Below are 25,293 nucleotides of genomic sequence, written 5' to 3'. Positions count from 1 at the left end.
AACGAAGGATTCATGAGAGTGTTATCAATAACTGTCCATATGACCGTCGTTGAACTCGGCTGCGGAACGGTCCCACATCCCGAGTCGGATATCAGGGTCGATATAGCGCCATTAGACGAAGTGGATATTGTTTGCGATCTAGACCGCCCCCCGTGGCCCTTTGCCGATGAGATCGCCGATCGAGTCATTGCATATCACGTCGTCGAACACTTAAGTGATTTAGAAGAAACCTTCAATGAGATTTCTCGAATACTGAAACGTGGTGGGCAGGCGGAAATCCGAGTCCCCGTCGGAAGGCAAATGTTCACCGATCCGACCCACAAACAGTTCTTCACGTGGAGCACACTCGAATTTCTATTCGAGGGGGATCACGAACGCGACTACTACTTCGATTTTCCGCTGAGATTGACATCGAGGGAGATCAAAGCAAATATTGATCTTCCGATAATAGGCGTGTTCACGCCCATATTCAGACTACTCGCGAGAAGGTACCCGGGAGATTGGCTCAGCAGCACGCCTTGGTTTTCGGGCGAGCTCCGGTTCACAGTCGAAAAAAGTTAGATCTCGTCGACGTACTGCAACAAAGACCGTTCAAAATTCGTGAGATCGTATTTGTTGCTGCACTCTCGAATTTCCTTCTCGTTCCAACTGATCGATCGACACTTCCGAATCTCTTCTTCGAGTCCATCCGTAGTTGGCTCGGCGAACAGCCCGTTTTTCTCCACTTCGATCTGATATTGGGTAAACCCTTCGCATACCCCGATCACTGGTTTACCAGAGGCGAACGACTCGATAGGGACGATGCCAAAGTCCTCCTCCATCGGGACGTAAACCGTCGCAGTGCAGTGGCTCAGTAGTTCAATCTTCTCCTCGTCGGAAACGCGGCCTCGGTAGTCGATGTTCTCCTGCGCCTGAGCGCGCTCTTCGTACTTCGAGAGTCCGTCGCCAACGACGACCAACGTCTCGTCGAGTGATTCGAACGCATCGAATACGACTTCGGGTCGTTTACGCGGGAGTAACCGATTGATCCAGAGGAAGTACCCGTTGTCTTCAGCGTGGTGAAACTCCGACGTATCGATCGGCGGGTAGAGGACTTCGGCGTCGGTGTTCCAGTACGTTCGGATCCGCTGTTTGATGACCGGAGAGTTACACAGCAAGGTATCGACGTTCCGTAGCGATCTCCGGAGAATTCGATCCCAAATCGTAGCGAGGAACCGCAGCGCGTATCCTTTCGGGACTCCTAACTCCCCGGCGATCGTCTCTCGAAGATCGTATACCCATCTGGTCGGCGTATGGGTGTAATTGATAACCCGCTGCTCGGCGGTCGGAACATAGAGTTTCGAACGGTCACCAGTACTGATGATTACGTCCACATCCGGCAGATCCAGTCGATAAAACGGAATTCCGGATAACATCTCGTCCACGATCGGATTCCCGATCGAGGGTGCACCGAGTTCATGTATCGTAACTTCGTCATCGTAGTGCGTCGTTTCTTTCTTACTCGTGTAAATTTCGCAATCCAGTGTTTTTGCCATCTGGACGGCTACTTCTTCCGCGCCACCGACGCTCTGAAATTCGTCGTGCAACACGGCGAGGGTTGGTTCGGTCATACTCTGTCACCTGAAACAACTATGCTCGCCGCTGCGCAGCCAGCATTCGACCCATCGAACACAATTACGGAACCGTACGCTCTGTTCGAAGTGCTTCCGTCTCTACACGCGGTGTCACACATCAGACATCACGTCTCCGTAAACGTCACAGAGTACGTTCGCGACCTGTTGGCTAGAGAAATTGTCGCGGACGTACTGTCGCGCATTCGTTCCGACGCCGGAGGCGTTGCGCCGCTCGTTACGAAGCGTTTCGAGCGCTCGGAAAAACGACTCGAAATTGCCGCCAGACCGGAGGAAACCGTTTTCACCATCCGTGATAATCTCGGGAAGGCTCAACGTCGACGACGCGACGACCGGTTTTCCGGCGCTCATCGCTTCCAGAACCGTAAGTGGCGGATCGATTATCGGCGCCTCCTCCGTACTCGGGAACACGAAGGGGAACACCCACGCGTCGGCAGCGGCCAGCGCTAGCTGTTTTTCCTCCGTCGAGAGCGACCTGACAACGACATCCAAGTTCGGTAGCGCTCGGATGTCCTCGTCCTCTATTTTCTTCGTGAAGACCACCGCGCTCGTTCCGGAATCCGATGCAAACTGATCTAATCGCTTCGCAAATTCGAACGGGAATCTGTACTGATTGACGTTACCGATGTATCCCACCACGAAGTCGTCCATCGGGAGATCGTATCGTTCCCGTCCGTCAGTGTCAGTTCGGGTTTCGGTCTCCACTATCGGCGGGACGTAGTACAGTTTCCTGTCGGGAATCCCGAACTCGATAAGCTCCTTTTGACCGCTTTTCGAGGACGTAACGTACGCGTCGATCCGCCGCTGCGTTCGGAGGAGTCGTAACAGTTTCCGATGTTCCAGTCCCCCGAAAACGTGCGCGACGAACGGGACCGACGGCCCCGCTATCGCAGAGTATATCGAATGGCTTGCGAACCCAGCGTGAACGAGGTCACACTCACCCGAACGAATCTTTTTCCGTAGTTCGACACCGAGTCGCAACATCATCGGAACGTCCGTATTGTACCGATACAAACCCGCTCTGGCGGCCGCTCGGCCGACGAAGGATTCTCGAACGTAGTCGGTGGACAGTTCTGTCGCCGGCTCCTCCCCGCGGTCGATCGTAGACAGGCCGATCGGCGTGACGTTCGAATAGTCTCGAACCGCCCGAAGAAGATCTCGCGTTAGAACGCGAGTTCCTTCGTCCCACGGGGGGTGCAATCCGTATCCCAGGTAACAAACTCGCTCTGGAGCGAACTGCGAACTCATTAGCAAACCAATCGAATTTTCGCTTTATTCAGCGTCCGAACGACCGAGAGGTACTGCGAACGAAGCGGGTGGTACTTGTACGATTCCATGCTCGCTTCCCGTTTAGCCGACACTTCGTTCCGGTAGTCGACCGTCTGCCGGTAATCGTCCGGCGTCGTCACGGTGAAATCACCGCTCCTGATCCGCTGATTTACCGTCACGATCTGGGGGAGGAGGCAGGAGGGGACCCCCTTTTCGGCGAAATTCCGTATCGATGTCCGCTCACCCGTCGTCCGCGACCAGTCAGCAGTGTATACGTCGGAGTAGATGTCGGCCGTCCGTAGCTCTCTGTCCGGCGCTTCGACGCGAACGCCGATCGAGGAAAGGGTTTCAGCTAGTTCACCGGCGAGGATGAAAGCGGCCGTGACCGAGTCCTCCAGGCGTTCCAGAAGCGTTTCTTCCTGATTCGGGTTCTCGAACCACCCTTGCCGAAGGTCAGTTATCGCTCGGTCGAACTGTTCCAGGGTTTCGTTCCCGTCTCCGTACTGCTCTAAATACATATTGACGTCGTTTCGGAACGAATTGAGCCGATGGATCGCGAGCCGGACGTCAAGGCGGAGCGTTATCTGACGAGTGATCGGCTGCGGGACCACCAAGCTGAGCAGATCTTGACTGATAATTCGCAACTCGTGAGAGCGGGTTACGCTCGGTAAGTACAGAAATTCCAAGAACTCACGGGGGTAGGTCGCATTCACCGAATCGACGAGGTACACGAATGCGGTATATTCCGTTCGAGCACCCTCGTGGTCCAACTGTTCGCCGTACAAATGATGCAGTTCTTTCGGCTGAGGCAACACGCTGTGATACGTACGAAACACGTCGCGCGTCAGGACTTCCGGTCCGTGGAAAAAATAGTACTCGTCGGTTTTTGCGCTTTCGATCGCGGCGCGAACCCGATCGATGTCATCGATCTCGTCTTCGACGACGACTATTAGATCGATATCCGAGATGCCTCTCGTGGAGGGGCGCCCCGATTCGTATACAGAAATGATCCCTTCTTCGCCCGCGATCCGGTCGATGAACGTTTGCCGGGCTTCCTCGTACGCTTCCCAGGGCACGTCTCGGGGATAATCGATAAATTCGTAATCGTACTTGGATCTCGACGAACGGACGGTATTGCTCGCTATTCGGTGACTCATAGTTCCTCTTGGGCGGACCAGATCGCCAGTTGAATTCGTTCGGCTTCGGACTGTACTTCGACGTCGCGCAACGCAGGGTCACTTCTGGGTTCGAATATTTCGTCGGCAACCCGTCCGTCTATCTCTTCAGCAACTGCGTGTCCCATACTGTGGAGTATCGTCGGTGCAACGTCGAATATCTCGAGATCGGTCGACTCGCCGCTCCGAATATTGGGGCCGTGAGCGATGAATATGCCGTCACGAGCGTGAACGCTCCAGCGTCCCGCGAGGTCTTCCGTATTCCACAGCGACCCCGAAATACCCGGACTCGCGAACGCATTATCTTTCGTCAATAAGAGCAGGTCTGGGATCTTGTGATTGTCTTTCGGCGAATGTGGAGTTTCGTACACCTCTTCCGGCGGACAAACCGTCTCGAATATCCGCTCGCCCGTTACCGGGGAGGTTATCCGTACGAGTTCCTCGGCGAGTTCGTCGCGAACATCCTCGTATCTCGAACCGAGGTTCTCGGCATTGAGGAAAATCCCTCCGTAAAAGAACGCCGTACTGTCGTCCCAGTTGATCTTCTCGAGATACTGGTCTACGCCCACCTCTCCGCGGGGGTTCGGCACTTGCCGTCGAAGTGACTCGGGGACGACTTTACGTGCAACTCCGAGCAAATTAACGCGATCGAGCGCGTTTCGAAGACCGCTCGATGTGAGACCGAGCGACCGCATAACGCCCGTTTTCTCGATTTCGTCGAAATTCAGATAGCCGTTCTCCTGTAGCCACTGGTTCATGTAGAAAATTCCAGACTCGAGTTCGTGAAACCCGTGATCCGAAACGACGAACACGTTCGGCTCGTCGACCTGGTTGAGGAGGTCACCGATCTGGCCGTCGACGTACTCCCACATCTCGTGGAGAATCTCCCGTTCCTCCCAGAAGAAGTGCTGGTACGTGTCGGTATAATACATCGTCAGCTGGAGAAAGTCTGGATCCAACTGTTCTACAGCAAACGATGCCAGGTTGAACCGACTCTGCATCAGTCGGCGTATCTCCGACCGCTGTTGTTCAGTATCCTCGGCGAGAAGTTCGGTGTGGACCGGGAAATCCACCAACGGCTCGTAATCGAACTCCGACTCGAGAACGCCCTTCAACTCCTTGGGATAGGCCCAGTCGTCTCCGGACACGACGTATCCCGACGTCATGATCCCGTTGAGAGGTTTCGCAGGATACGTGGTGGGCATGTTTATCATGACCGCCGTCTCACCCTGTACCGAGAGATAATCCCAAATTTCCGGCGCGTCAGTAGATGCTGGCTCTAACTCGCCTTGATCGAAGTCGAGAAAACTGTGAAACTCGAGCTTCGTCGGATGTTGTCCCGTCGAGTAGCACTTCCAGGCGGGGTAGGTCGCTGGTGGAATCGTCGACCGAAGCGTTCCCGATACCCCCTCGTTAATTAACCGTGAGAGATTCGGAAGCCGACCTGCGTCGAGCAGATCACCGAGGACATCGTATGTCGCAGCGTCGAGACCAATTACGAGCGTTTTCATAGTGAGTGTTGTCGGATCTTCGAATCCAGCCTTTCTCGTGAAGAAGGCCAGCCCCTATTTATGCATGTTTCGAAAATACATCTGTTCGTCATATCTCTATCTGCTCCGTATATCCGGATACGTCCGTAGAAAAGAGCTCCGTTAGCCCGGTAGTAGAAAATGAACGCTCTAGTAGCGCCGCTCGGCGATGTTTAATCCGGTCTAGATGCGCTGCTGGCACGTCCCCTGCAAAGGCGTACAGTGAGAGGTAGTAACTCTGCGGATCAAGTTCGATGTCGGTGCCGGTCGCTACTTTGGCGGCAGCCGCTGCCGCAGACAGGTTTTGACTGCCGGGTTGCGGGCGCCCGCCGTTGAGTACGTACACACGGTCGACCCGGGCATCGCGTTTGATCGTCGCGACATCGTGCGGGTCGATACTCTCGGAAAGATCGATCGAGAATTTGTGCAACAGGAGGGCGCTGAGCAGATCCGACTTCGCGATCGCTCGTTTGCCCCGAACCCGAAGTCGCTTCGTGATCGATAGCTGCCGATCGGTGACGGCCGTTCCTGGAAAGATACCGAGGGTGGCAGGCCACGCGTACGCTCTCCCGTCGGAATCGATCAGTACCACGTTGTCCCCCATGAATTCGACGTCCTCGTTCGCCGATAGAACTGATAAGATGGTCGATGTTTTCCCCATCCGTCCCATGGAGGCTAACAGCGTCGCCTCGTCGCCCCGAACGAGGCCACCAGCGTGAATTAGCGCGACGCCTGCGTCGAGAAGTTTCACCGTCAACAGCCCTTCGAACAACCCGCCGAAGTCGACCATTTTCCGAAACGCGGGCGTATACCGAACCACTGTCTTCCCCTGACCGATATCGGAAATCTGGACAGCAACCGGCTTACCAGTCGGTGTCTTCGGGTACGTAACCGTCAACGTCCCTTCGTCAAACCAGTAAAAATGACTCGCAAGTCGACGGGCGTACGACGGGGGATCGAAGTCGAACGCTGTCATCTCCTGAATCAGCAGTTCCGGATCACCGCTGGCCGTTTCCCCGGCGAAGTATTTGGGGACGGGAAGTGAAACGTTGGTTTGAATCGTGAGGAAGTCGTGAATACCGTATGTGTCGATCATAGTAGTTCAACGGAACGTGATACGTCGTTACTCCACCCACTCCAGGAACTCGTCGTAAATCTCGCTCGCAATCCGATCCCACGTGAACTGTTCTTCGATTCGCGAGCGGATTTCGGTGCCTGTGTCGCGTTCGAGTCCTTTCAAAACGCCAGCAGCAATACTCTGCTCGTTCCCCGGTTCGACGTAGATCCCGTGTTCACCCAATATCTCGGGTGCACCGGCCACGTCGGTTGCAACGACCGTACACGAACTGGCGCCCGCCTCCAAAACGTTAATCGGACATCCTTCAGAGAAACTAGCCGATACCGCGACGTCACAGGTCGAGTACCATCCCAGTAACTCCTCCCGGGAAACTGTTCCTGTCAGTGTGACCGCATCTTCGACGCCGTGCTCCGAGAGGCGGTTGTAGATGTACTCTGCGTATCCGCTGTGACTGTGCCCGCCCACATGGACGAGATGCGCGTTCGGATTTCGGGATCGGATAGCGGGAACGGCATCGATTAACGTGTGTATCCCCTTTCGAGGAACCATACTTCCGACGGATAGCACGATATCGGCGCCTTCTAGCTCGTACTCCGTTCGGATGGTACGCTCGACAGTTTCTTCGTCAAACTCCTCCAGATTAACCCCGTTTGGAATCGCCGTTATCTTGCCGCCGTCGATACCCATCTCCTCGAGTTCCGGTTTCGATCGGTCGGCAACCGTGTGAACGTGATCGGCGAACTGCGAGCCGTACTTTTGAATCAGGTGATCTAAATAAACGCCGGTGCAGTACTTCCACTTTCGTGAGAACGAGGGATAGTTAGAAAACGCTCGAATCTCGTTAAGGTACGTCCCGTGGGCGGTTTCAATCAGCGGCGCATCGATGAGTCCCAACTGCCTCGCGAGGATCGGAAGCATTATGTAGTTCCCGTGAACGTGGATCGCATCAAAATCGTGGCGACGGTGGAGGCTTTCGAGCACTGGTGTCGTCCGAAGCGCGAAGGCAGTGATGTCTAGTGGGAAGAGTGCACTAGATTTCGGAACTGTATAGATCTCCACCTCATCAGGAAGTTCAGGTTTTACGTCAGATTCCTGTTCATGATCAGTAACTACTGCACAGTCGATGCCTCGATCAAATAATTGAGCAACGAGATTACGGGCGACATACGGAACCCCGCCGTGCTGATTGAATCCAGGAGCGACAGTACAGATTTTCACACTACCGATAAAATCAAATAGCAGGGGAAATAAATCCGTCGTTATATCCCCTTCAGACGCGCAGCATATTCAAACGTAGTAGTATCTCGTATTTACTTCTGTCACAATACACTGCGCTAATTCAACGGCCATTGTAGAGTGGTCCATACCGCTCTCCTTTTGGGAAATCCGACGATCCCCCGCTTCGACGGAGCGTAGTCAGTCAAAGGAATCGTTAAATACCCGGCACAGCGATCTGGTGACGAAATGAAAGCATCGGTCGTGGTCAACGTCCATGATGGAACACGATTCGAGCAATTCAGCGACGCTGCCGATAGTATCCTCTCCCAGGGCCACTACGAAATGGAGTTCATCATTGTCGTTTCGGGTGCGCCGATCCTTTTTGAAGCGATCGAGGATCAATATGGGGCTACCCCCGAGACGCGAATTGTTGCACTTGACGACGACGACGGATTAAGCGCTGCTCGAAACGCGGGTGCCAGGGCCGCAACCGGTGACGTAGTCGTGTTTACCGACGACGACATCGTCACGGATTCCGATTGGATTTCAGAACTGATGACGATCTACGAAACCCACGATCCGGTTGGCGTCGGAGGGCATGTCGTTCCGCTCTGGCCGGGTGACGAACCGTGGTACCTTCCCTCCGAGTTCTACTGGCTCGTCGGAGTCATGCACGACAACTTCGTCGAGACGATGGAACCGCAACCTGTCCGAAATACGTTCGGCTGTAACATCTCTTTCCGTCGAGACGCGTTCTTCGACGCCGGTGCGTTCCGAGAAGATCTCGGCAAGAATCAAACGAACCCGCTCCAAGGTGAGGAAGCCGAACTCTGTGAACGGATCGACGGCGAATTCTGGTATACCCCCAAGGCCGTCGTCCAGCACAAGGTCGACTCCGGACAACTTTTGCTCCCGTATCTGTTCCGTCGATCGTTCTGGCAGGGGTATTCCAAAGCAGCGCTCACCGAGAGTATGTCAAACGAATCGTCGTTCTTGGCGGATTTGGTCACCGATAGCATTCCGCGCCGGCTGAAGAGTCCATCTCTAGCACATCTCGGAGAGATACTGATCCTATTCTTACTGACGGCCGCAGTTGGTCTCGGATACCTCTACGGTCGTTTGGCGAGTTGAGGGTAGCACACTGGATCCCCACTCTGTAACCAGATCGACCGCGATCGTTCTCCGTCAAGAGACAGTCGAAAATACCGGACCGGTTCGGGCCGTGGATATCAAGAAACCACGAGTATATAACAAGACTTATTCTTGACTTGGGTCTGGTGCAAGCTAATGAGTACGGATACCGAACGCGTCGAGGAGCGGACCGAAACGTCCTTCCTCGGATCATGGGAGAAATGGTATCATATTCCCTTCATCGGGGTCGTGATGCTGTTTATGTTCTGGGCACGAGCTCAATCCTATGGAGGATTTATTACCGAAGACGGCACCCCTGCACTGAGCGGTGTCGACTCGTGGTATCACTGGCGAACGGTCCAGTGGACTGCAGAAAACTATCCGCGGACGATGCCGTACGATATCTGGACCGGCTTTCCGACGGGTACCTATGTCGGCCAGTTCGGAACCCTATTCGACCAAATCATCGTCACCGTCGCGATAATCGTCGGACTCGGCGGTCCATCGACGAGCACGCTCTACACCGTTGCGCTCCTTGCCATCCCGGCGATGGCTGCTCTCGTCGCGATCCCCGTCTTCTTCGCCGGACGCCGACTCGGCGGCACGATCGGCGGCATCGTTTCAATAACGATCCTTGCCCTCGCGCCCGGACAGTTCTTCACCCGATCGACCGTGGGCCAGCTCGACCACCACATTGGCGAGGTCCTGTTCATGGCGATCGCCGTCCTCGCGATGATGGTCGCGCTCCGCGTGGCCGAACGGGAGAAACCGATTTACGAGTTGGTGATCGACAGGGATTGGGACGCCCTCCAGACGCCGGCCATCTATAGCGCTCTCGCCGGGATCGCGCTTGCACTGTACGTCTGGGTCTGGCCGTCAGCGATCCTGCTGATCGGCATCTTCGGTGTCTTCTTCGCCGTCCAGCTCTGTACAGATTACCTGCGCGGTGTCTCGCCGGACCACGTTGCCTTCGTTGGCGCAGTTAGTCTTGGCGTGACGGCCGTTGTGACGTTGTTATTGAGGGAGCAGTCAGGGTTCAGCGTGACGCGCTTCAGCTATCTTCAGCCGTTTACCGCCCTTCTGGTCGCCGTCGGCTGTCTCCTCATGGCCTGGCTCGCCCGACAGTGGAACGATCGCGACCTCGATCGCCGCTACTACCCAGCCGCGATCGGGGGACTCATTATCGCATCCTTCGCCGTCATGTGGCTCGTCGTCCCCGACCTCTATAGCACGCTGGTCGGCAATCTCACGAGCCGATTGCTCCCGATCAACCCCGCACGAGGGACGCTCACCATCCAGGAGGCCCAGCCGCCGGAGAACTTCTTCTCGGATTACGCCTTCAGCGAGTTCGGGGCGGCCTTCTACACGATGCTCGCCGGTCTCGCCCTCCTGATCGCCCGACCGTTCCTCGGGCGCGAGTTCCGCGCCGAGTACACCCTGATCGTCGTCTGGTCGCTCTTTCTCACCAGCATGGCCGCGACGCAGATCCGCTTTTCCTACTACCTCGTGCTCGCGGTCGCGATCGTCAACGCCGTCTTCATCGCGGACATCGTCCGGATCTTCAACCTCGATATCGAAAGCGGCGTCCAGTCGCTTCGACAGGTCGAGACGTACCAGGTCATCGTGATGATCATGGTCGTCATGCTCCTGTTCGCGCCGCTGGTTCCGCCCCTCGCCGGTGCGACGGTGATGGACCGCGGCGAAAGCGCCCAGCCCCACGGCGACGCGATGGTCTGGGAGGAGTCGACCCACTGGCTGAAAGACAACACACCCGCGCCGGGGAACTACGGAGACGCCGAAAACGCCGATCAGCTCGAACTGTACGGCACCTACGACTACCCTGAAAACGGCGACCACGAGTACCCCGAAGGGGCCTACGGCGTGATGTCGTGGTGGGACTACGGCCACCTGATAACCACCCAGGGCGAGCGGATCCCTCACTCGAACCCGTTCCAGCAGAACGCCCGATCGTCCTCGGCCTATCTCACCGCCCAGTCCGAAGAACGCGGCGAACTGGTCCTCGACGCGATCGCCGCGGGCGAATCGCCCCGTGGCAACGACGTCCACTCGAACGAAGACCTCGAGACCATGGCCGGCGACGGCCACGAGGACATCCGCTACGTGATGATCGACGACCAGATGGTCGCGGGTAAGTTCCACGCGATCACGGAGTGGACCGGTCCGGACTACAACCATTACGCGACGCCCCACGGCTACGAGGAAGGCGATCAGATCCCCGCGGAAGCACTCCAGAACATCTCCCAGGGAGACGACGCGCCGTACTACGACACGGTCCAGTCACAGCTGTACTTCGGTGACGCAAGCGGGATGGAACACTACCGCCTCGTGCACAAAAACGACGCGTACCTGATGCCGTTTACGAGCTACGCGATCGTCAACACCCAGACCGGCAACGTCGCCACGGAGGATCTCGGCACGACGATCGATCGGCTGGTCCAACAGCAAGGCGGCGAGAGCGACGTGGCCGACCCCGCCGACACCGAGTGGAACCCGCAGATCTACCTGAACGAGCGAGGCGGTCCCGAGCAGGTCCAACAGCAGTTCGCGTTCCTCCAGCAGATCCCACAGCTCGAACTCCGGATCTTCGACGTGCGCCAGGGAGCCGCGGTCAAGACCTACGAGCGCGTCGAGGGCGCGACGATCACCGGTACCGTCGAGGACGAGGCCCTCCACGGGGAGGGCGAGGTCAGCGCCACCATTCAGGTCGACGCCGGGACGCAGCTCGATCCGTTCACCTACCAGCAGACGGCGACCGTCGACGAGGACGGCACCTTCGAGCTGACCGTGCCCTACGCGACGAACGACGAGCTCGGCGTCGAGGACGGCTACACGAACAGCAGCGTCAACACGGACGACCAGTTCCTCGTCACGGTCCGGGGCGATGATAGCCAGTATGCCGGCCAGACCGAAGTCCCCGAGACGGCCGTCGTCGACGGCGAGACGATCGACGTCGATCTCCAGGAAGTCGCCTTCGAGGACCCCGCCGACGGAAACGAGACCGACACCGACGACGGCGACGAAGCCGGCGGTGACGAGACCGCCGGCGACGACACCGAAACCAACGAAACCCAGAACGCGATCGCGGTTGAGCCCGCGCCCTGATCACGAGTCGACCGAAGCCGTTCCGCGGATCGAACTGAATCTTTTTCCACGAATCTCATTCCCCCGTCAGTCCACCGTACGTGTCCAACCGGGCCATCCGCCCGGGGTGGGACTGGAAGGGGCCGGCTGGTCCGGGACGGCGGCCGACGCAAGCACTGGAACGAACGGCGTGAGTGAAGCGCGCAGCGAGGTCTTCGCGAACGGAGTGAACGAAGGGGAGCGAGACGCGGGGCGTCTCGCGTACCCCCGACCGGAGCAGTCGGGGGCTTTCTGGCTGTCCGAACGAAGCGAGAAGTGAGAACGCTTTTCACCGCATCCGAAATATCCCAGACCGATGCGGGAGTTTCTCGCCGTCTACCTGAAGGGGTTCTCGATGGGCGCAGCGGACGTCGTCCCCGGCGTCTCCGGGGCCACGATCGCGCTCATCGTCGGTATCTACGATCGACTGATCGCCGCGATCACGGCGATCGATCCGCGCGCGTTCGAGCCTGCCCTGCGAATTCACGAGACCGAGAGCCGTCGCGCACTCCGAACGGAACTCGAGCGCATGGAGATTCCGTTCTTGCTCACGCTCGGACTCGGCATCGGGACCGCGATCGTCGTCCTCTCGCGGGGGATGCACGTCGCGGTGACGACGTATCCGGTGCCGACGTACGGCTTCTTCTTCGGCCTGATCGGGGCGTCAGCGATCGTGCTCTACGCCGAAATCGATCGCTGGACCGTGCCGCGAGTGGCCGTCTCGATCGCCGGCATCGCCATTGCGGCGGCGATCACGGGCATCACCGCGGGCACCGCCTCCCACGGGCCGGCGATCGTGTTCGTTTCCGGCGCGATCGCGATCTGTGCGATGGTCTTGCCGGGCGTCTCGGGCGCGTTCTTCCTGCTGGTGCTGGGCCAGTACGAGTACATGACCGGCACGCTGAGCCGGTTCGTCGACGCCCTCCTCGGATTGCTCAACGGCGACACGCTCGCGCCCGTCTTCGAGACCGGCTCGGTCGTCGCCGTCTTCGGCTTCGGGGCCGTCCTCGGGCTGTTCACGATGGCCCACCTGGTCAGTCGCGCGCTCGATCGGTACCGGGCTGCGACGCTCGCTTTTCTGGTGAGCCTGATGGTCGGCGCGCTCAGACTCCCCGCCGTCGAAGTGTATACGAACCTCAGCGAGACCAGCGTTGGGACGCCGACGGCCGCGATCGGCATGGGACTCGTCGGTGCCGGACTCGTCCTGGTCGTCGATCGGTACACGGACGATCTGGAGTACTAGATTCCAGTATTTCACCTGGATGCCAGTGCCGCACAACGACGCTGAAACACTGGATTCGCGGACAGGAACCCGGCACGAGCGGGACGCACGCGAAGAAACATCGTCTCGCGGACGATCGACGCGATCCTCGGCCGCTCCCGGTACCGGCTAGTGAGCCGCCCCGGTTATATCCACTGTCGGGTCCCCACTCTAGAATTCGGAATGTGCGCCGCAGTGGTCGGTCAGAGAGAACCGGGACCGAGACCGGAGTTCGTGTGATCGTCGCACCGGGGCATCGTGGGGCGATCTATCGACCGGCGAGAGGGTCAGAGAGGGGTAATATTCGTGTTAGTCCACGTGATCGTTTTATTTTTGTCAGTATGGTCGTAGGGACGGAGGTCGAAACAGATGACAGACGTCACACTGGATGTCGCAACGGGGATCATCGAAGCGGCGGAGAATCACGTCGAGGAATCCGACGTCCCACCGATGTGTATCGCAGTACTGAACGAGGGCGGGAATCTCGTCGGCTTTCACCGGATGGACGGCGCACTTCTCGCGAGCATCGACATCGCCCAGAACAAGGCCTATTCGGCGGTCTCGTTGAAACTGGATACGGAAACCATTCACGAGGTATCGCAGCCGGGAGAGTCGTTGTATGGGATCGGGCATACGAACGACGGCCGAATCGTCACTTTCGGTGGCGGGTTCCCCCTCGAGGACGACGACGGCAACGTCGTCGGCGGTATCGGTGTGTCCGGCGGCAGCGTGGAAGAAGACGTCGAAGTCGCACAAGCGGGACTCGAGGCGTTCGAGAGCAGGTGAACGGTGGCGCGGGTCGACTTCCTCGAACGTGGGGTCGTCGAACTCCACGAAACGCTTTTGCGTATGAGTACCCATACATACTACATGAGCAAGAACATCGCGATCTCCGACGACGTCTACCGCGAACTCAAACGCGAGAAAGGAGAACGCAGTTTCAGCGACGTCATCAGAGACCACCTCGAAGAGCGTCGCCAACTCGCCGACGTTACGGGCGTAGGCGTACTCGATCGCGAGACGTACGACGCCGTCAAGGAGGATATCGGACAGTTGAGTCGCGGTCCGCTCGAGGATTTCGACGATGAAGCTCTGTGATACGTCGGTACTCGTCGATATCGATCGCGGCGGGGTCGCCGATCGGGTCGCCAAGCTTGACGATGAGGGACGCCACGCGATTAGTACGGTCACAGTTACCGAACTGCGCTTCGGTGTAAACAAGCGATACACGGACGGCGCGACACAACAGGACGCACTGGAGAATCTCGAACGCCTCCTCGCACGGTTCGAAATCCTCGATGTTGATCGCGCGGTCGCGACCGCTGCCGCCGACATCATCAACGAGTTACAACAGCAAGGCACGCCGCTTCACGATCTCCATGACGTCTACATCGGGGCGACGGCAATGGTCGAACGGCTCTCGGTGCTCACTGCGAACGTAGACCACTTCGATCGGATGGACGACGTCACTGCCGTCGACTGGACGACGTTTTGACACCCGCGCGCTACACAGTAGGTACGAATCACTTTCTTCTTCCGTTGAATCGGCTCCGAATGCAGGAAATAACCCTCTGTGGCCTCCTCCCCGCCTTGTGCGTAGGATTCTCCACGTCGAGAGTGTTGCTCTCCTCGAGCAGAGGAGGACGATTCAATTGGAATCGGCAACAAAGAACGTCGGCAGCAAGAACAACTCACACCTCGTCCAGTTCATCGTAAATACGCTTGCGAAGCGTCACGTCATCGTCCGCGAGATCGTAAAGGAGTGTTCGAAGCTCCTCGGCGGACGCCGCCGTGAGGACCGTATCCAGCGATCGATCGTCGGCGACGGAGTCGACGTCACCGCTGGCTAACACGGTTGCGACGATATGCTTGCAGGGGATGGCGTCATCCGGACAGCTACACCGACCATCGACGTAGCTCCCCTGTGAGAGTGTTACCTGAACGTCGTACGGACGGCTTCCCTGGACCGTCGCCTGGAGGTGATCGTCGACACGCTCGATGTCGGTCACGGCTCCACGTTCGTAGTAGCGCGTGCCCCGCTCGTAGCGGCCCGGTTCGCTCGCTTGTCGAAGGAGCTCCAGATCAACTGACGGCGTTAGCGATTGTGTCTCGAGGCGGGGGAATGCATCCGTGACGGGTTCGTCTCTGGGAATCGAGGGATCGGCCGCCCGACCGTGGATCCATCCCTGCTCTGGCCACCCGATTGGAACCCAGTGAGTAGGATCACTTACGATATCCCAACACTCGTCGATCACCAACGACCGATCCTCGGGGGGGATGCCATCGAGCGTGATCGTCCGTGGCGTCGTCCCGATCTCCAGCGTGACATCAGTTCGGTGTGCGTCGTCGGCTGCGACCTGGTCGGCGTAACTCGTGCGGACCCGCTCGAGCGCAGCGATCCCTTCGGCCGAGAAGGCATGGCCGGTCCGCTCGAGTTCGAGCACCAGCGACGCGTATGTGTGCGTTTCGTGGTATTTGATTAGCGGCCGGTTGCTCCCGACCAACTCGGTGGGCTCGTAGTCAGGGAGTGTCGCCCCGACGACGATCGGTGTGATCGGCTCCGCTGGCGTCTCCGGCAGGCGATCGACTGCCGGCGTGTTCTCGGCAGTCGGCTCCCCGAGCGGCGTCTCGAAGAGCCGTCCGCAGGCCGGACACACTGTACAGCCGAGGCTTTCACCGTGCCACGTCGTGCGTTCGTGCGCTCGGCACCAGTCGCAGGCGCGTCGGGTCTCGTGCTCGCTCACCTCCCAATCACCGTCACGAACCGGCGTCACCTGCTTGAGTTCGGTGATGAGCTTCGATCGCCGTTTCTGGTGGTGGTCCAATCGGAGACGGCATGACCCACACAGGTCAGCATCGCTCTCGCGAACGTCGACCGGGAAGACGAGCCGTTGCTCGTCATCTCCACTGAGTCTCGCTTCGAGGGAGACGGAGGCCGGGCTAAGCTAATCGTCATCCGGCGGCTCGTACGCGACGATATCGGTCGCTGTGTGGGTTTCGTCCGGGGGATCGTCTATCTCAGCTGCGAACGCTCGTCCGTATCGACAGCCATCGGGACCAACCAGGTGCCACTTGCCGGACTCAGTTCGACCAAACGTTGGCACGGATAGCTGAGAGAACGAGACGCACCGTCAAAACGACTCGCAAACGAAACTCGAAGCCGATTTTCTAGTGGCGTGCCAGCGATGAACGACCGCCGATCGCGCCAGCAGGTTCGACCCGCGCAAACCCGACCGGAACCCCTATGACCGATCGTCGATCGACGGCGCGAGCGCGCAAAACGCGATCGTCGGGAACCGGGGTTCGACCGTGCTCGGGCGACGACCGCTGCCCGTCGAGGGGAGCGGGACGCGTTCGATGACGCCGCGATCGGCGAGTTCGTAGAGAAATCGCTTGACGGTACCGGTCGTCAGCGACGATCGCTCGGCGATTTCGACGGCGACCTCGCGGATCGGTCGGTCGGCCGCGTCGACCGCGACCAGATCGAGCAGGACGCGCTGGCGGGTTTCCGACAGCGCGAGCGCGCGATCGACGTGGACGCCGTCCTCGGGAACGTCCGCGGTCGCGGTGTCGATGTGGCGGCGTTCGATCCGGGAACACCCCTCGTCGCTCGCGAGGATCGCCGCGCCGAACAGCGCTGCGAGCGCGTCGTGAGCGTTGCCGTCGGCCCAGACGGCCAGATCGCGGACCAGTTCGTGGTCGAGTGCGCCCGCGGCCAGTCCCGTCGAGGAGCGATCGGTGACGACGTCGACGAGTTCGTGGTTGCGGTAGGCCGGCACCGTCACCGTCGGTCGGCCCCAGCCGTCGGGTTCGCTCTGGCCGACCGCGACCGTCGTGACGCTGTCGGCCGCTGGGTCGAGGAGTTCGCAGATGCGTTCGTGCGATAGGGTCTCCGGTTCGTCGTGGTGGTCGATCGCGACGACCGCGCGGCGATCGGGTCGGGAGAATCGTTCCCGGAGTCGCTCGCGGAGGTCGTCGGTCCCCACGCCGCTTTTGGGGACGGTCTCGTTCGAGACGACAGACAGGACGGCCCGGTAGAACGCGAAGGCGCTGTCGACGCGGCGGGCGTCGACGTAGACGAACCACGTCACCGGACTCGGCGTGCCGCCGCGCGTCGTCGTCCCCATCGACCGCGAGGATGCACCGAGACGATCGTTCATCGCGGTAAACAGCGCCGTGACGATCGCCGACGTGCCGGCACCCGCGGGTCCGACGACGGCGACCGGCGGCGGCAACTCGCCGTCGAAGACGGCCTCGAGTTCGTCGAGCAGTTGCTCGAGGACGGGGCCGCGTCCCACCGGCTCCGATCGGTGAACGACCGGACTGAGGTGGTCTCGATCGATGACGATCGCCTGCGCCTGGTGGGCAGAGCGTCGCCGGGCGATCCGCTCCTGTAAGTTCATTCCTGGGCGCCGGCTCCGACGAGCGCCGCTTCGAGAACCTCGAGCGTGTGCGTGATTTCGTAGCCCGTCCCGTGTTCCATCTGCATCGAGCAGGTCGGACACTCCGTGAGTCCGGTTTCGGCGTCGGCGTGTTCCATGTGCTCGAACATCTCTTCCCCGATCTTCATGGAGGTTTCGTAGTTCTCCGCCTTCCAGCCGTAGGTTCCGGAGATGCCCGAACAGGAGTCGCCGACGTCCTCGGCGTTTGCGCCGTCGATGTGGTCGAGCACCTCGATCGTCTGGCCGTCCAGTCCCTGGTTGCGCGCGTGACACGGCGCGTGGTAGGCGAAGTTCTCGTCTTCGACCGACGTTCCCTCGAGGGCCCCTTTGAGGTCCTCGTGAACCCGGAGGTATTCGATCGCGTCCCAGGTGTTGGCCGCCATCTTCTCGGTCCCCTCGAAGTCGAACAGTTCGGGGTACTCCTGGCGAAGCGACATCGAACAGGAGCTACAGGAGGTGATGATATCCGCCCCGTCTTCGATCGCAGCACCCAGTTCGCGGACGTTCGTCTCGGCCGCCCGGCGGGCGTCGTCTAACATCCCGTTTGCGAACATGGGCGTGCCCGAACAGTCCTGCTCGGGGACCATGATTTCGTAGCCGAAGTGTTCGTAGACGCGCACGAGCGCCGTGCCGACTTCCGGCGTGTTGTAGTTCGAGTAACAACCGTGGAAGTACGCGATGCGTTTGTCGGGATTCTGAACCTGCGCGCCACCTCGCTTTGTCCACCACTCTCGGAATGTCTCGGTCGCGAACTCGGGCAGGTCCCGATCGCCCGCGATGCCGAGAATCTTCTCGCCGAGCCAGCCGGTCATCGGCAGCCCCATAACAAAGTTCGCGGTTCGGGGGAACGCGGCCCCCAGCGGCGCGAGCGTGCGGTAGTTCGCGAGCATCCGGTTGCGCCAGTACTCCCGGGAGTACTTGCTCAGGTTCTCCTCGACGTACTCGGCGCGGGCGGTGTTGTGCATCTGCGAGAGGGGCACGTCGGATGGACAGGCGCTATCACAGCGCATGCAGTTCGAGCACTTCATCACCGAGTCGTCGATATCCTGATCCTCCTGGCGCTTGAGTCGCCACTGTTCTGGTCCCTGGAACTTCGGGCCGGGGAACTCGTCGTCGACTTCCGCGACCGGACAGTTCGTGTCGCAGGTCGAACACTTATAACAGTTGTCCGCGCCCGGTCGCAGGTCCATCTCCTCGGCTTCGGGGAACACCTGGATCGGCTCGAACTCCTCGCTTCCCGGTACGTGATCGTCGGTCGGCTGTTCTGCGTCACTCATCGAATCACCTCGTCGTTTTCTGCGGCCTCGGTACGGTCCGTGGCCAGTACGGTTCGCACGGTCGTCATTACTTACCACCCTCCCTGCCGGCGCGCTGGCCGGCAGTGTACCCGGTCGCGAGCGAGACGCCTGCACCGGATTTCTCCGCGGCAAAATCGTAGCCGCCGAGGACGGCACCCGCGGCTCGCAGGTTCGTAAACTCGGGATCGTCGTCGGCGTCGAGCGGCCGCAACTCGCGATCGGTCGCGAGTCCAAACTGCGCGTAGGGCTGGTCGCCAAAGACGTCGTCGACGAACCAGTCGTAGCGGTCCGCGGCGTGGGCCACGTGACAGTCGAAAATCGGTTCGAAGACGCGCTCGCGTTCCGATTTGACGCCTTTTCCAACCAGGCCCCCGGTCGCGAGGACGTACTGGTCGGCCCGGAACGGGAGTTTCGCACCGTGACGATCGACGATCACGCGATCGACCCGATCGTCGTCGCCGTTCGTCTCGTAGTCGACGACAGGGACGCCGGATTCGACGTGAACGCCGGCGTCCTCGAGCGCGTCGAACAGCAGGTCTTCGAGACGAATGCCGGGAAGACTCGGCGGCCCCATCGGGACCTCGAACACGTCGACGCCGAGTCCGTTCGCGAGGTCGGTCCGAACGTCCTCCGGGTGATCGTCCCCGAGAACGGCCGGGAAGCCGACTCGCGTCTCACCGTCGAGGTGCGGCCGAACCGTCTCGACGAGGCCGTTTCGCGCGCCGGTCTCTCCGACGCCCATCTCGACCGTCTCGTCGCGATCGAGCAAGTGGGCGTAGCGCGTCACCTTCGCGTCGTCGCGGACGATGCCGGGAAACGATACCGTGATGCCCCGTGCCGAAAACGGCGCGCCCGCGGCTTCGAGATGTGCCGCGGCCAGCGGGGCTTCGAAGTCCGGCAGCGTGTCGAAGCCGACCAGCAGCGTCTCCTGTGGGTCACTCGCAAGACCGGCTGCGGTCGAGGCGGGGTAGCGAGCCGTCGGTTTGACGGTCCCGCCGTGGGTCGGCACGAGCGCGTTCGCGTCGGTGTGCCCGCCGGCGTACGTCTCGCCCGCGAGGTCGTCGAAAAACGAGAGCGCCTCGCGAACGGCCTCGACGCCGACGCGCTCGTAGGGATGGCCCTCGGGGAGCGACTCGATCGCGTCGAACGGGTCGACGAGCGGCCCGTGTGCCTCCCCGTCCGAGGAGTCGCCGTCCGCGCTGCTCGCACTGCTCGCGGGCCCGCTGGGCGCGTAGCCGAGCACGTCGATCAGGCCGCTGGCGTGGCGCAGCGTGCTCTGTTTGTACGTGACGAGTCGGACCTCGTCGGCGTGTTCCGCGGCGGCCAGCGCCGCCGTCGCACCCGCGAGTCCGCCGCCGATGACGAGGACGTCGTCTTCGATCGCCATCTCAGCGCCCTCCGTCGGTTCGCGGCTCGGCTCGCCTTCGTCCGCCGTCGAAGGCGTCGAACGCGATCGATTCCGACTCGTTCGCGGGATCGTTGTCCCGGTTCATCGTCGTCGCGTGCAGGGCGTAGTTGAGCATCGCCTGGGAGAGCTGTTCGCCCCAGAGGGCGTGGCGCTCGCCTTTCCAGCGTTCCTGGAAGAGTTCGTCGAGGGCCGCCCGGACCGTCGGCTCGTCGTACTCGGGGTGGAGTTCGTTGGCCACGTTCTGACAGCAAAAGCCGCCCTGACAGTTCCCCATCGACGCGCGCGTGCGGATTCGAACCGCGTTGAGGTCGGAGCCGGATTGGGAGATCGCATCCTGAATTTCCGCCCGTGTGACGCCTTCACACTGGCAGATAACGGGATTCGCCTCGTCGGTGTCGAGAACCTCCCGCGATCGACTACCGAGTCGCTGTTTGCTCCGGCGGGCGATCGGTGATCGAAGGCCGAAATCGTCCATGCCCTCGTCGAGGATCGACATGTCTTCGCTGCCCGGAAGCGCCTCGTCGGCGGTGGCACACGACGCGGTGACGCCGAGTTTGGTACAGACATGGTCGGATATTTTCTCACCCATCATCCGGTAGGTGGTAAACTTCCCGCCGACGATGCTGGTCATCCCGGCGACGCCGTCGCGGTCCTCGTGATCGAGCAGGAAGAAGTCTCGCGTGATATCCGTCGGATCGGTGGTTCCCGTTCCCGGCGGTTCGTACAGCGGGCGAACGCCCCAGAACGATCGGATCGTTCGTGCCTCCTCGAGAATCGGAACCAATTCGGTGAGGGTGTCGATCATCTGGTCGACTTCCCAGCCCTCTTCGGGGTAGTCGTCGGGGTCCTCGACTTCCTCGTCGGTCGTGCCGAGGATGGCCGTCGTCTCGTGGGGGACGATGATGTCCGCGTCACCTTTTGGCCCACAGCGGTTGATGACGGTGTCGACCTGGCGGACGTTCATGATCGTCATGACGCCCTTCGAGGGCCGGACCTCGACGTCGAGATTCGCCATCGCGCCGATCTGGCCCGCCCACGCGCCCGTCGCGTTGACGACGTACTCGGCGGTGATCTCCTCGGTCGACCCCGGCGTCTGGTGGGTCCGCTTGCCCGGTCCGGAGTCGTGGCGGACTTTCACGCCGTAGATGTCGTCGCCCTCCCGAAGCAGGTCGATCACTTCGGCGTGGGTCTCGATGCGCGCGCCGTGGTTCTCGGCGTCGATCGCGTTCGCGACGCAGAGCCGGAACGGATCGATCGCGCCGTCGGGGACTTCGATCGCGCGTTTGACGTCGCTGGCGAGGTACGGTTCGACCTCGCGGGCTTCCCGTCCCGAAAGCACGCGGGCGGGAATGTTACACTCACGGCAGCCCTCGAGTTTCTCCCGGAAGTAGTCGTCCGAGTCCTCGGGACGCTGGACGAACAGGCCGCCGGTCATCTCGACGCAGTGGCCCGCGATCTCTCGCAAGACCTCGTTTTCTTCGATACACTCCGTCGCACTGGCCTGGTCGGAGACGGCGTACCGTCCCCCGCTGTGTAAGAGACCGTGCATTCGGCCGGTGGTGCCGCCGGTCAGATTGCCTCGTTCGACGAGTGTCACGTCCAGACCGCGCATCGCCAGATCCCTGGCGATACCACAGCCCGTGGACCCCCCGCCGAGGACGAGGACCTCGGTGTCGTGTGCCATCCCTTCACTCCCATCTAGGACGCCGTCGTCTTTATTTTATCGGCGCTGGTTCAACGCCCATAATTAATGGCTGGTGGCCCGATCAGTCCGTTTGACCGAACCTTACGCTCGAAATTCGACTCGTTTCTCCTGCGATGGAATCAAAACAGGAGTCCGAGTATGTTCTAAAAAGTCGAATAACCCCGTAGAAATCCGCTGACTTATAATTCAGATTATAGAATCATTATTATATCTTTAGCAACATTTATAATGACTCTCGTACTTTATCAATAACACGCGACCAGTAGTAAACGTTGCGTAGTAACTCACCAGGGGTGACCAGAAGTGACTGACAATACATACGTCGGCGCAGTAGACCAGGGAACGACCGGGACGCGATTCATTGTTTTCGATCATCAAGGGAAAGTCGTCGCCAACGCGTACGAAAAGCACGAACAGATCTATCCGGAACCCGGCTGGGTCGAACACGACCCGATGGAGATCTGGGAGAACACACAAAGCGTCATCACGACGGCACTCGGGCAGGCGGGAATCAGCCCCGACCAGCTCGAGGCGCTCGGGGTAACGAACCAGCGAGAAACCACACTGCTCTGGGATGCCGATTCCGGCAGACCCGTCCACAACGCGATCGTCTGGCAGGATCGACGAACCACCGACCGAGTCGAAGAACTCGAAGAAAACGGCATGGTCGGAACGATCCGGGAAAAGACCGGTCTCGAGGCGGACGCCTACTTCTCGGCAACGAAAGCCGAATGGCTTCTCGACAACGCGGACCCGATCAAGCTGGAACGATCGCGCCCGGAGGACATCCGAGACCGCGCCGAAAAGGGCGAGGTCCTGTTCGGGACGATCGACACCTGGCTGATCTACAACCTCACGGGCAACCACATCACCGAGGTCACGAACGCCTCGCGGACGATGCTGTACAACATCCACGACCTCGAGTGGGACGACGACCTCTTAGCGGAGTTCTCCGTCCCCGAAGCGATGTTGCCGGAGGTCCGTCCGTCGAGCGACGACGAGACGTACGGAACGACGGACTCGGAGGGGTTCCTCGAGGCGGAAGTACCCGTCGCGGGCGCACTCGGTGACCAGCAAGCGGCGCTGTTCGGTCAGACCTGTTTCGACGCCGGTGACGCGAAGAACACCTACGGGACTGGCTCGTTCTTCCTGATGAACACCGGCAACGAGGCCGTCGAGAGCGACCACGGGTTGTTGACGACGATCGGCTTCCAGAAGTCGGGCGAGGACGTCCAGTACGCTCTGGAGGGATCGATCTTCATCACCGGCGCGGCGATCGAGTGGCTCGAAGACATGACGCTGATCGACGACCCTTCCGAAACCGCGGAACTCGCCCGCAGCGTCGATTCGACGGACGGCGTCTACGTCGTCCCCGCCTTTACGGGACTTGGCGCGCCACACTGGGACCAGCGCGCACGCGGGACCATCGTCGGGATGACCCGTGGCACCCGAAAGGAACACGTCGTCCGAGCGACTCTCGAATCGATCGCCTACCAGACTCGCGACGTCGCGGAAGCGATGGAGGCCGACTCCGGTATCGAGATGACGTCGCTGAAAGTCGACGGCGGTGCGGTCAAGAACAACTACCTCTGTCAGCTGCAGTCGGACATCATCGGCTCGGAAATCGTCCGTCCGGTCGTCGACGAGACGACGGCGCTCGGTTCGGCCTACGCGGCCGGACTCGCCGTCGGTTACTGGGACGACGTCGACAGCCTGCGCAACAACTGGCAGATCGATCGGGAGTTCGAACCCAAGATGGACGACGACGACGCAGACGAGATGTACAGCCGCTGGAGCGACGCGCTCGACCGATCGCGTGGCTGGGCACAAGAAGGAGCGAGTGAATGATCGATGCACTGACAGATATTGCGAACATCATTGGTGCATTTGGAGGCGGTGCCTTCGGTGCCGCTCTCGGTGCGTTGCCGGCGTTTATTTTTACCGGCTTTATGGTGATCGCCGGCGAAGCGGCCGCGCTGGCCGGCTTCGGGGAGGTCACCGGGCAGGTCGCGTTCGGACCGCCGTTCTCGCCAGCGATTTCCTTTGCTGGCGGTGCGGCCGCGGCCGCCTACGCCGCGAGACGGGGCTACATCCAGTCGGGATTCGATTACCACAACGCGAAGGATATCGCCTACGCGCTCGGGACGAAACCCGACGTACTCGCCGTCGGTGGTGCCTTCGGCGTGTTGGGCTACTGGCTGACGGAGATCTCCGCCGGCCTCGGCATGCCCTACGACGCGATCGCGATGGGGGTCGTCCTCTCGGCGTTTGCCCACCGGATCGTCTTCGGCTACAGCATCATCGGGACAGTCCGGGGCGAGAACATCTTGGACATGTCGCCCTTCGAGCGCGGCGAGCGCCGACCCGCAGCCGACGGCGGCGACGCACAGACTGCGGCCGCCGGCACCGCCCAGACCGGGCGCTTCGCGGTCGAGCCGTGGCTCCCCCACCAGTACAAGTGGGGCCACGTGGCGATGATGGGTCTCGCGGCGGGCATCCTTGGCGCGTACACGGCGCTGGTCACCGGCAGCGCGTTCCTCGCGTTCGGGATCAGCGCCGCGACGCTGCTGTTTCTCAACTGCGGCGTCGAGCAGATTCCCGTCACCCACCACATGACGTTGCCGGCGAGCACCGCGGCGCTGGCCGTCTACGCCAGTCCCGATCGGGAGGGAGTCGCTGCAGGGCTCGCAGATGCCGCCCCCGTCGCCTACGAAAGCGGGGCCGTCCTCGCCGGAACGAGCCTGGAAGTCGCGTTGATCGTCGGGCTGCTCTTCGGGATCATCGCCGCGCTGTTCGGAGAGCTGTTCCAGCGCGTCTTCTATTCCCACGGAGACACCCACGTCGACCCACCTGCGGCAGCGATCGCGTTCGGCATCTTCCTGGTCGCGCTCATGTACGCCGTCGGCGTCTTCGGAACGACCGTCTGGGTCCCCTGGTTCTGATCGTCGGGCACCCGTCGGTTGCCGACCGCTTTTTCGATCGCGTCCCGCACATTTCGCCAGCGGCG

At 60.4% G+C, this 25,293-nt stretch carries 21 protein-coding genes and 1 pseudogene; 10 read left to right on the top strand and 12 right to left on the bottom strand.

The genetic code is table 11. The annotated features are described in order from the left end of the window. Window positions 1-39: 39 nt before the first annotated feature. Entirely contained in the window at window positions 40-561 is a 522-nt protein-coding gene (locus AC6I6L_RS15585; RefSeq protein WP_497918684.1) for a methyltransferase domain-containing protein, read from the top strand. On the opposite strand, the gene AC6I6L_RS15580 is transcribed toward AC6I6L_RS15585, so the two are convergent. The 7 genes and pseudogenes from AC6I6L_RS15580 to AC6I6L_RS15550 form a co-directional block, all read right to left on the bottom strand. Beyond that, window positions 558-1,610, bottom strand: coding sequence for a glycosyltransferase (locus AC6I6L_RS15580; protein WP_497918683.1), 1,053 nt, complete (start codon window positions 1,608-1,610; stop codon window positions 558-560). The two genes, AC6I6L_RS15585 and AC6I6L_RS15580, sit on opposite strands and share 4 nt — an antisense overlap. Before the next feature lie 114 nt (window positions 1,611-1,724). After that, window positions 1,725-2,282, bottom strand: coding sequence for a glycosyltransferase (locus AC6I6L_RS15575; RefSeq protein ID WP_497918977.1), 558 nt, complete (start codon window positions 2,280-2,282; stop codon window positions 1,725-1,727). Between the two features lie 54 nt (window positions 2,283-2,336). After that, window positions 2,337-2,879 (bottom strand): annotated as a pseudogene (locus tag AC6I6L_RS15570) (glycosyltransferase); the annotation flags it as partial. Then, on the bottom strand, window positions 2,879-3,976 hold the full coding sequence (locus AC6I6L_RS15565; protein WP_497918682.1) for a hypothetical protein: 1,098 nt from the start codon (window positions 3,974-3,976) through the stop codon (window positions 2,879-2,881). The pseudogene AC6I6L_RS15570 and the gene AC6I6L_RS15565, both read right to left, overlap by 1 nt. Window positions 3,977-4,053: 77 nt before the next feature. Then, entirely contained in the window at window positions 4,054-5,586 is a 1,533-nt protein-coding gene (locus AC6I6L_RS15560; RefSeq protein WP_497918681.1) for an alkaline phosphatase family protein, read from the bottom strand. An 88-nt stretch (window positions 5,587-5,674) separates the two neighbouring features. Beyond that, entirely contained in the window at window positions 5,675-6,700 is a 1,026-nt protein-coding gene (locus AC6I6L_RS15555) for a hypothetical protein (protein ID WP_497918680.1), read from the bottom strand. A 27-nt stretch (window positions 6,701-6,727) separates the two neighbouring features. Next, window positions 6,728-7,900: a glycosyltransferase family 4 protein gene (locus AC6I6L_RS15550; protein ID WP_497918679.1), complete on the bottom strand. Its 1,173-nt coding sequence runs from the start codon at window positions 7,898-7,900 to the stop codon at window positions 6,728-6,730. A gap of 246 nt (window positions 7,901-8,146) precedes the next feature. Here AC6I6L_RS15550 and AC6I6L_RS15545 point away from each other — a divergent pair, with 246 nt between their 5' ends. The 7 genes from AC6I6L_RS15545 (at window position 8,147) to AC6I6L_RS15515 (ending at window position 14,928) form a co-directional block, all read left to right on the top strand. Continuing rightward, complete coding sequence (locus tag AC6I6L_RS15545; protein WP_497918678.1) at window positions 8,147-9,031, top strand: glycosyltransferase; 885 nt, start codon at window positions 8,147-8,149, stop codon at window positions 9,029-9,031. Window positions 9,032-9,187: 156 nt separating this feature from the next. After that, a complete protein-coding gene (locus tag AC6I6L_RS15540; protein WP_497918677.1) occupies window positions 9,188-12,154 on the top strand; it encodes an oligosaccharyl transferase, archaeosortase A system-associated in 2,967 nt (988 codons plus the stop codon). Between the two features lie 106 nt (window positions 12,155-12,260). Then, the gene (locus tag AC6I6L_RS15535; protein WP_497918676.1) at window positions 12,261-12,452 is read left to right on the top strand and encodes a hypothetical protein; all 192 of its coding nucleotides are present in this window, start codon (window positions 12,261-12,263) and stop codon (window positions 12,450-12,452) included. Window positions 12,453-12,488: 36 nt separating this feature from the next. Beyond that, window positions 12,489-13,415: a DUF368 domain-containing protein gene (locus AC6I6L_RS15530; protein ID WP_497918675.1), complete on the top strand. Its 927-nt coding sequence runs from the start codon at window positions 12,489-12,491 to the stop codon at window positions 13,413-13,415. A gap of 387 nt (window positions 13,416-13,802) precedes the next feature. Continuing rightward, window positions 13,803-14,219, top strand: a complete 417-nt coding sequence (locus AC6I6L_RS15525; protein WP_497918674.1) for a GlcG/HbpS family heme-binding protein — start codon at window positions 13,803-13,805, stop codon at window positions 14,217-14,219. An 84-nt stretch (window positions 14,220-14,303) separates the two neighbouring features. Beyond that, on the top strand, window positions 14,304-14,531 hold the full coding sequence (locus tag AC6I6L_RS15520; protein ID WP_497918673.1) for an antitoxin VapB family protein: 228 nt from the start codon (window positions 14,304-14,306) through the stop codon (window positions 14,529-14,531). After that, window positions 14,518-14,928 (top strand): type II toxin-antitoxin system VapC family toxin, encoded by a 411-nt coding sequence (locus AC6I6L_RS15515; RefSeq protein ID WP_497918672.1) that lies wholly within the window; start codon window positions 14,518-14,520, stop codon window positions 14,926-14,928. Before AC6I6L_RS15520 ends, AC6I6L_RS15515 begins: the two co-directional genes overlap by 14 nt. Window positions 14,929-15,124: 196 nt before the next feature. Here the strand turns inward: AC6I6L_RS15515 and AC6I6L_RS15510 are convergent, their stop codons facing one another. The 5 genes from AC6I6L_RS15510 to glpA all read right to left on the bottom strand — a co-directional run bounded on the left by AC6I6L_RS15510 (window position 15,125) and on the right by glpA (window position 22,265). Then, entirely contained in the window at window positions 15,125-16,258 is a 1,134-nt protein-coding gene (locus AC6I6L_RS15510) for an SWIM zinc finger family protein (RefSeq protein WP_497918671.1), read from the bottom strand. Window positions 16,259-16,675: 417 nt separating this feature from the next. After that, a complete protein-coding gene (locus AC6I6L_RS15505; RefSeq protein ID WP_497918670.1) occupies window positions 16,676-17,836 on the bottom strand; it encodes a Cdc6/Cdc18 family protein in 1,161 nt (386 codons plus the stop codon). Beyond that, the gene (locus AC6I6L_RS15500) at window positions 17,833-19,152 is read right to left on the bottom strand and encodes an anaerobic glycerol-3-phosphate dehydrogenase subunit C (protein WP_497918669.1); all 1,320 of its coding nucleotides are present in this window, start codon (window positions 19,150-19,152) and stop codon (window positions 17,833-17,835) included. Before AC6I6L_RS15500 ends, AC6I6L_RS15505 begins: the two co-directional genes overlap by 4 nt. A gap of 67 nt (window positions 19,153-19,219) precedes the next feature. Beyond that, the gene (gene glpB / locus AC6I6L_RS15495) at window positions 19,220-20,560 is read right to left on the bottom strand and encodes a glycerol-3-phosphate dehydrogenase subunit GlpB (RefSeq protein ID WP_497918668.1); all 1,341 of its coding nucleotides are present in this window, start codon (window positions 20,558-20,560) and stop codon (window positions 19,220-19,222) included. Between the two features lies 1 nt (window position 20,561). Next, window positions 20,562-22,265, bottom strand: a complete 1,704-nt coding sequence (gene glpA, locus AC6I6L_RS15490) for an anaerobic glycerol-3-phosphate dehydrogenase subunit GlpA (RefSeq protein ID WP_497918667.1) — start codon at window positions 22,263-22,265, stop codon at window positions 20,562-20,564. 324 nt (window positions 22,266-22,589) lie between these two features. On the opposite strand from glpA, the gene glpK reads away from it, so the two are divergent. Together glpK and AC6I6L_RS15480 are read left to right on the top strand one after the other, a co-directional pair. After that, window positions 22,590-24,134 carry a glycerol kinase GlpK gene (glpK, locus tag AC6I6L_RS15485; protein ID WP_497918666.1) on the top strand — a complete coding sequence of 515 codons (1,545 nt, stop codon included), beginning with the start codon at window positions 22,590-22,592 and terminating at the stop codon, window positions 24,132-24,134. Next, complete coding sequence (locus AC6I6L_RS15480) at window positions 24,131-25,228, top strand: DUF7973 family transport facilitator (RefSeq protein WP_497918665.1); 1,098 nt, start codon at window positions 24,131-24,133, stop codon at window positions 25,226-25,228. Before glpK ends, AC6I6L_RS15480 begins: the two co-directional genes overlap by 4 nt. Window positions 25,229-25,293: the final 65 nt, after the last annotated feature.

Source organism: Halosolutus sp. DAT137, from assembly GCF_059736405.1.
This window is presented reverse-complemented; position numbering and strand designations above follow the sequence as displayed.

Coding starts and splice junctions, on each gene's coding strand:
- glpB (WP_497918668.1), bottom strand. CDS start 20,560: ATGGCGATCGAAGACGACGTCCTCGTCATCGGCGGCGGACTCGCGGGT.
- AC6I6L_RS15500 (WP_497918669.1), bottom strand. CDS start 19,152: ATGAGTGACGCAGAACAGCCGACCGACGATCACGTACCGGGAAGCGAG.
- AC6I6L_RS15480 (WP_497918665.1), top strand. CDS start 24,131: ATGATCGATGCACTGACAGATATTGCGAACATCATTGGTGCATTTGGA.
- AC6I6L_RS15520 (WP_497918673.1), top strand. CDS start 14,304: ATGAGCAAGAACATCGCGATCTCCGACGACGTCTACCGCGAACTCAAA.
- AC6I6L_RS15530 (WP_497918675.1), top strand. CDS start 12,489: ATGCGGGAGTTTCTCGCCGTCTACCTGAAGGGGTTCTCGATGGGCGCA.
- AC6I6L_RS15585 (WP_497918684.1), top strand. CDS start 40: ATGACCGTCGTTGAACTCGGCTGCGGAACGGTCCCACATCCCGAGTCG.
- AC6I6L_RS15545 (WP_497918678.1), top strand. CDS start 8,147: ATGAAAGCATCGGTCGTGGTCAACGTCCATGATGGAACACGATTCGAG.
- AC6I6L_RS15515 (WP_497918672.1), top strand. CDS start 14,518: ATGAAGCTCTGTGATACGTCGGTACTCGTCGATATCGATCGCGGCGGG.
- AC6I6L_RS15575 (WP_497918977.1), bottom strand. CDS start 2,282: ATGGACGACTTCGTGGTGGGATACATCGGTAACGTCAATCAGTACAGA.
- AC6I6L_RS15560 (WP_497918681.1), bottom strand. CDS start 5,586: ATGAAAACGCTCGTAATTGGTCTCGACGCTGCGACATACGATGTCCTC.
- AC6I6L_RS15540 (WP_497918677.1), top strand. CDS start 9,188: ATGAGTACGGATACCGAACGCGTCGAGGAGCGGACCGAAACGTCCTTC.
- AC6I6L_RS15505 (WP_497918670.1), bottom strand. CDS start 17,836: ATGAACTTACAGGAGCGGATCGCCCGGCGACGCTCTGCCCACCAGGCG.
- AC6I6L_RS15525 (WP_497918674.1), top strand. CDS start 13,803: ATGACAGACGTCACACTGGATGTCGCAACGGGGATCATCGAAGCGGCG.
- glpA (WP_497918667.1), bottom strand. CDS start 22,265: ATGGCACACGACACCGAGGTCCTCGTCCTCGGCGGGGGGTCCACGGGC.
- AC6I6L_RS15580 (WP_497918683.1), bottom strand. CDS start 1,610: ATGACCGAACCAACCCTCGCCGTGTTGCACGACGAATTTCAGAGCGTC.
- AC6I6L_RS15555 (WP_497918680.1), bottom strand. CDS start 6,700: ATGATCGACACATACGGTATTCACGACTTCCTCACGATTCAAACCAAC.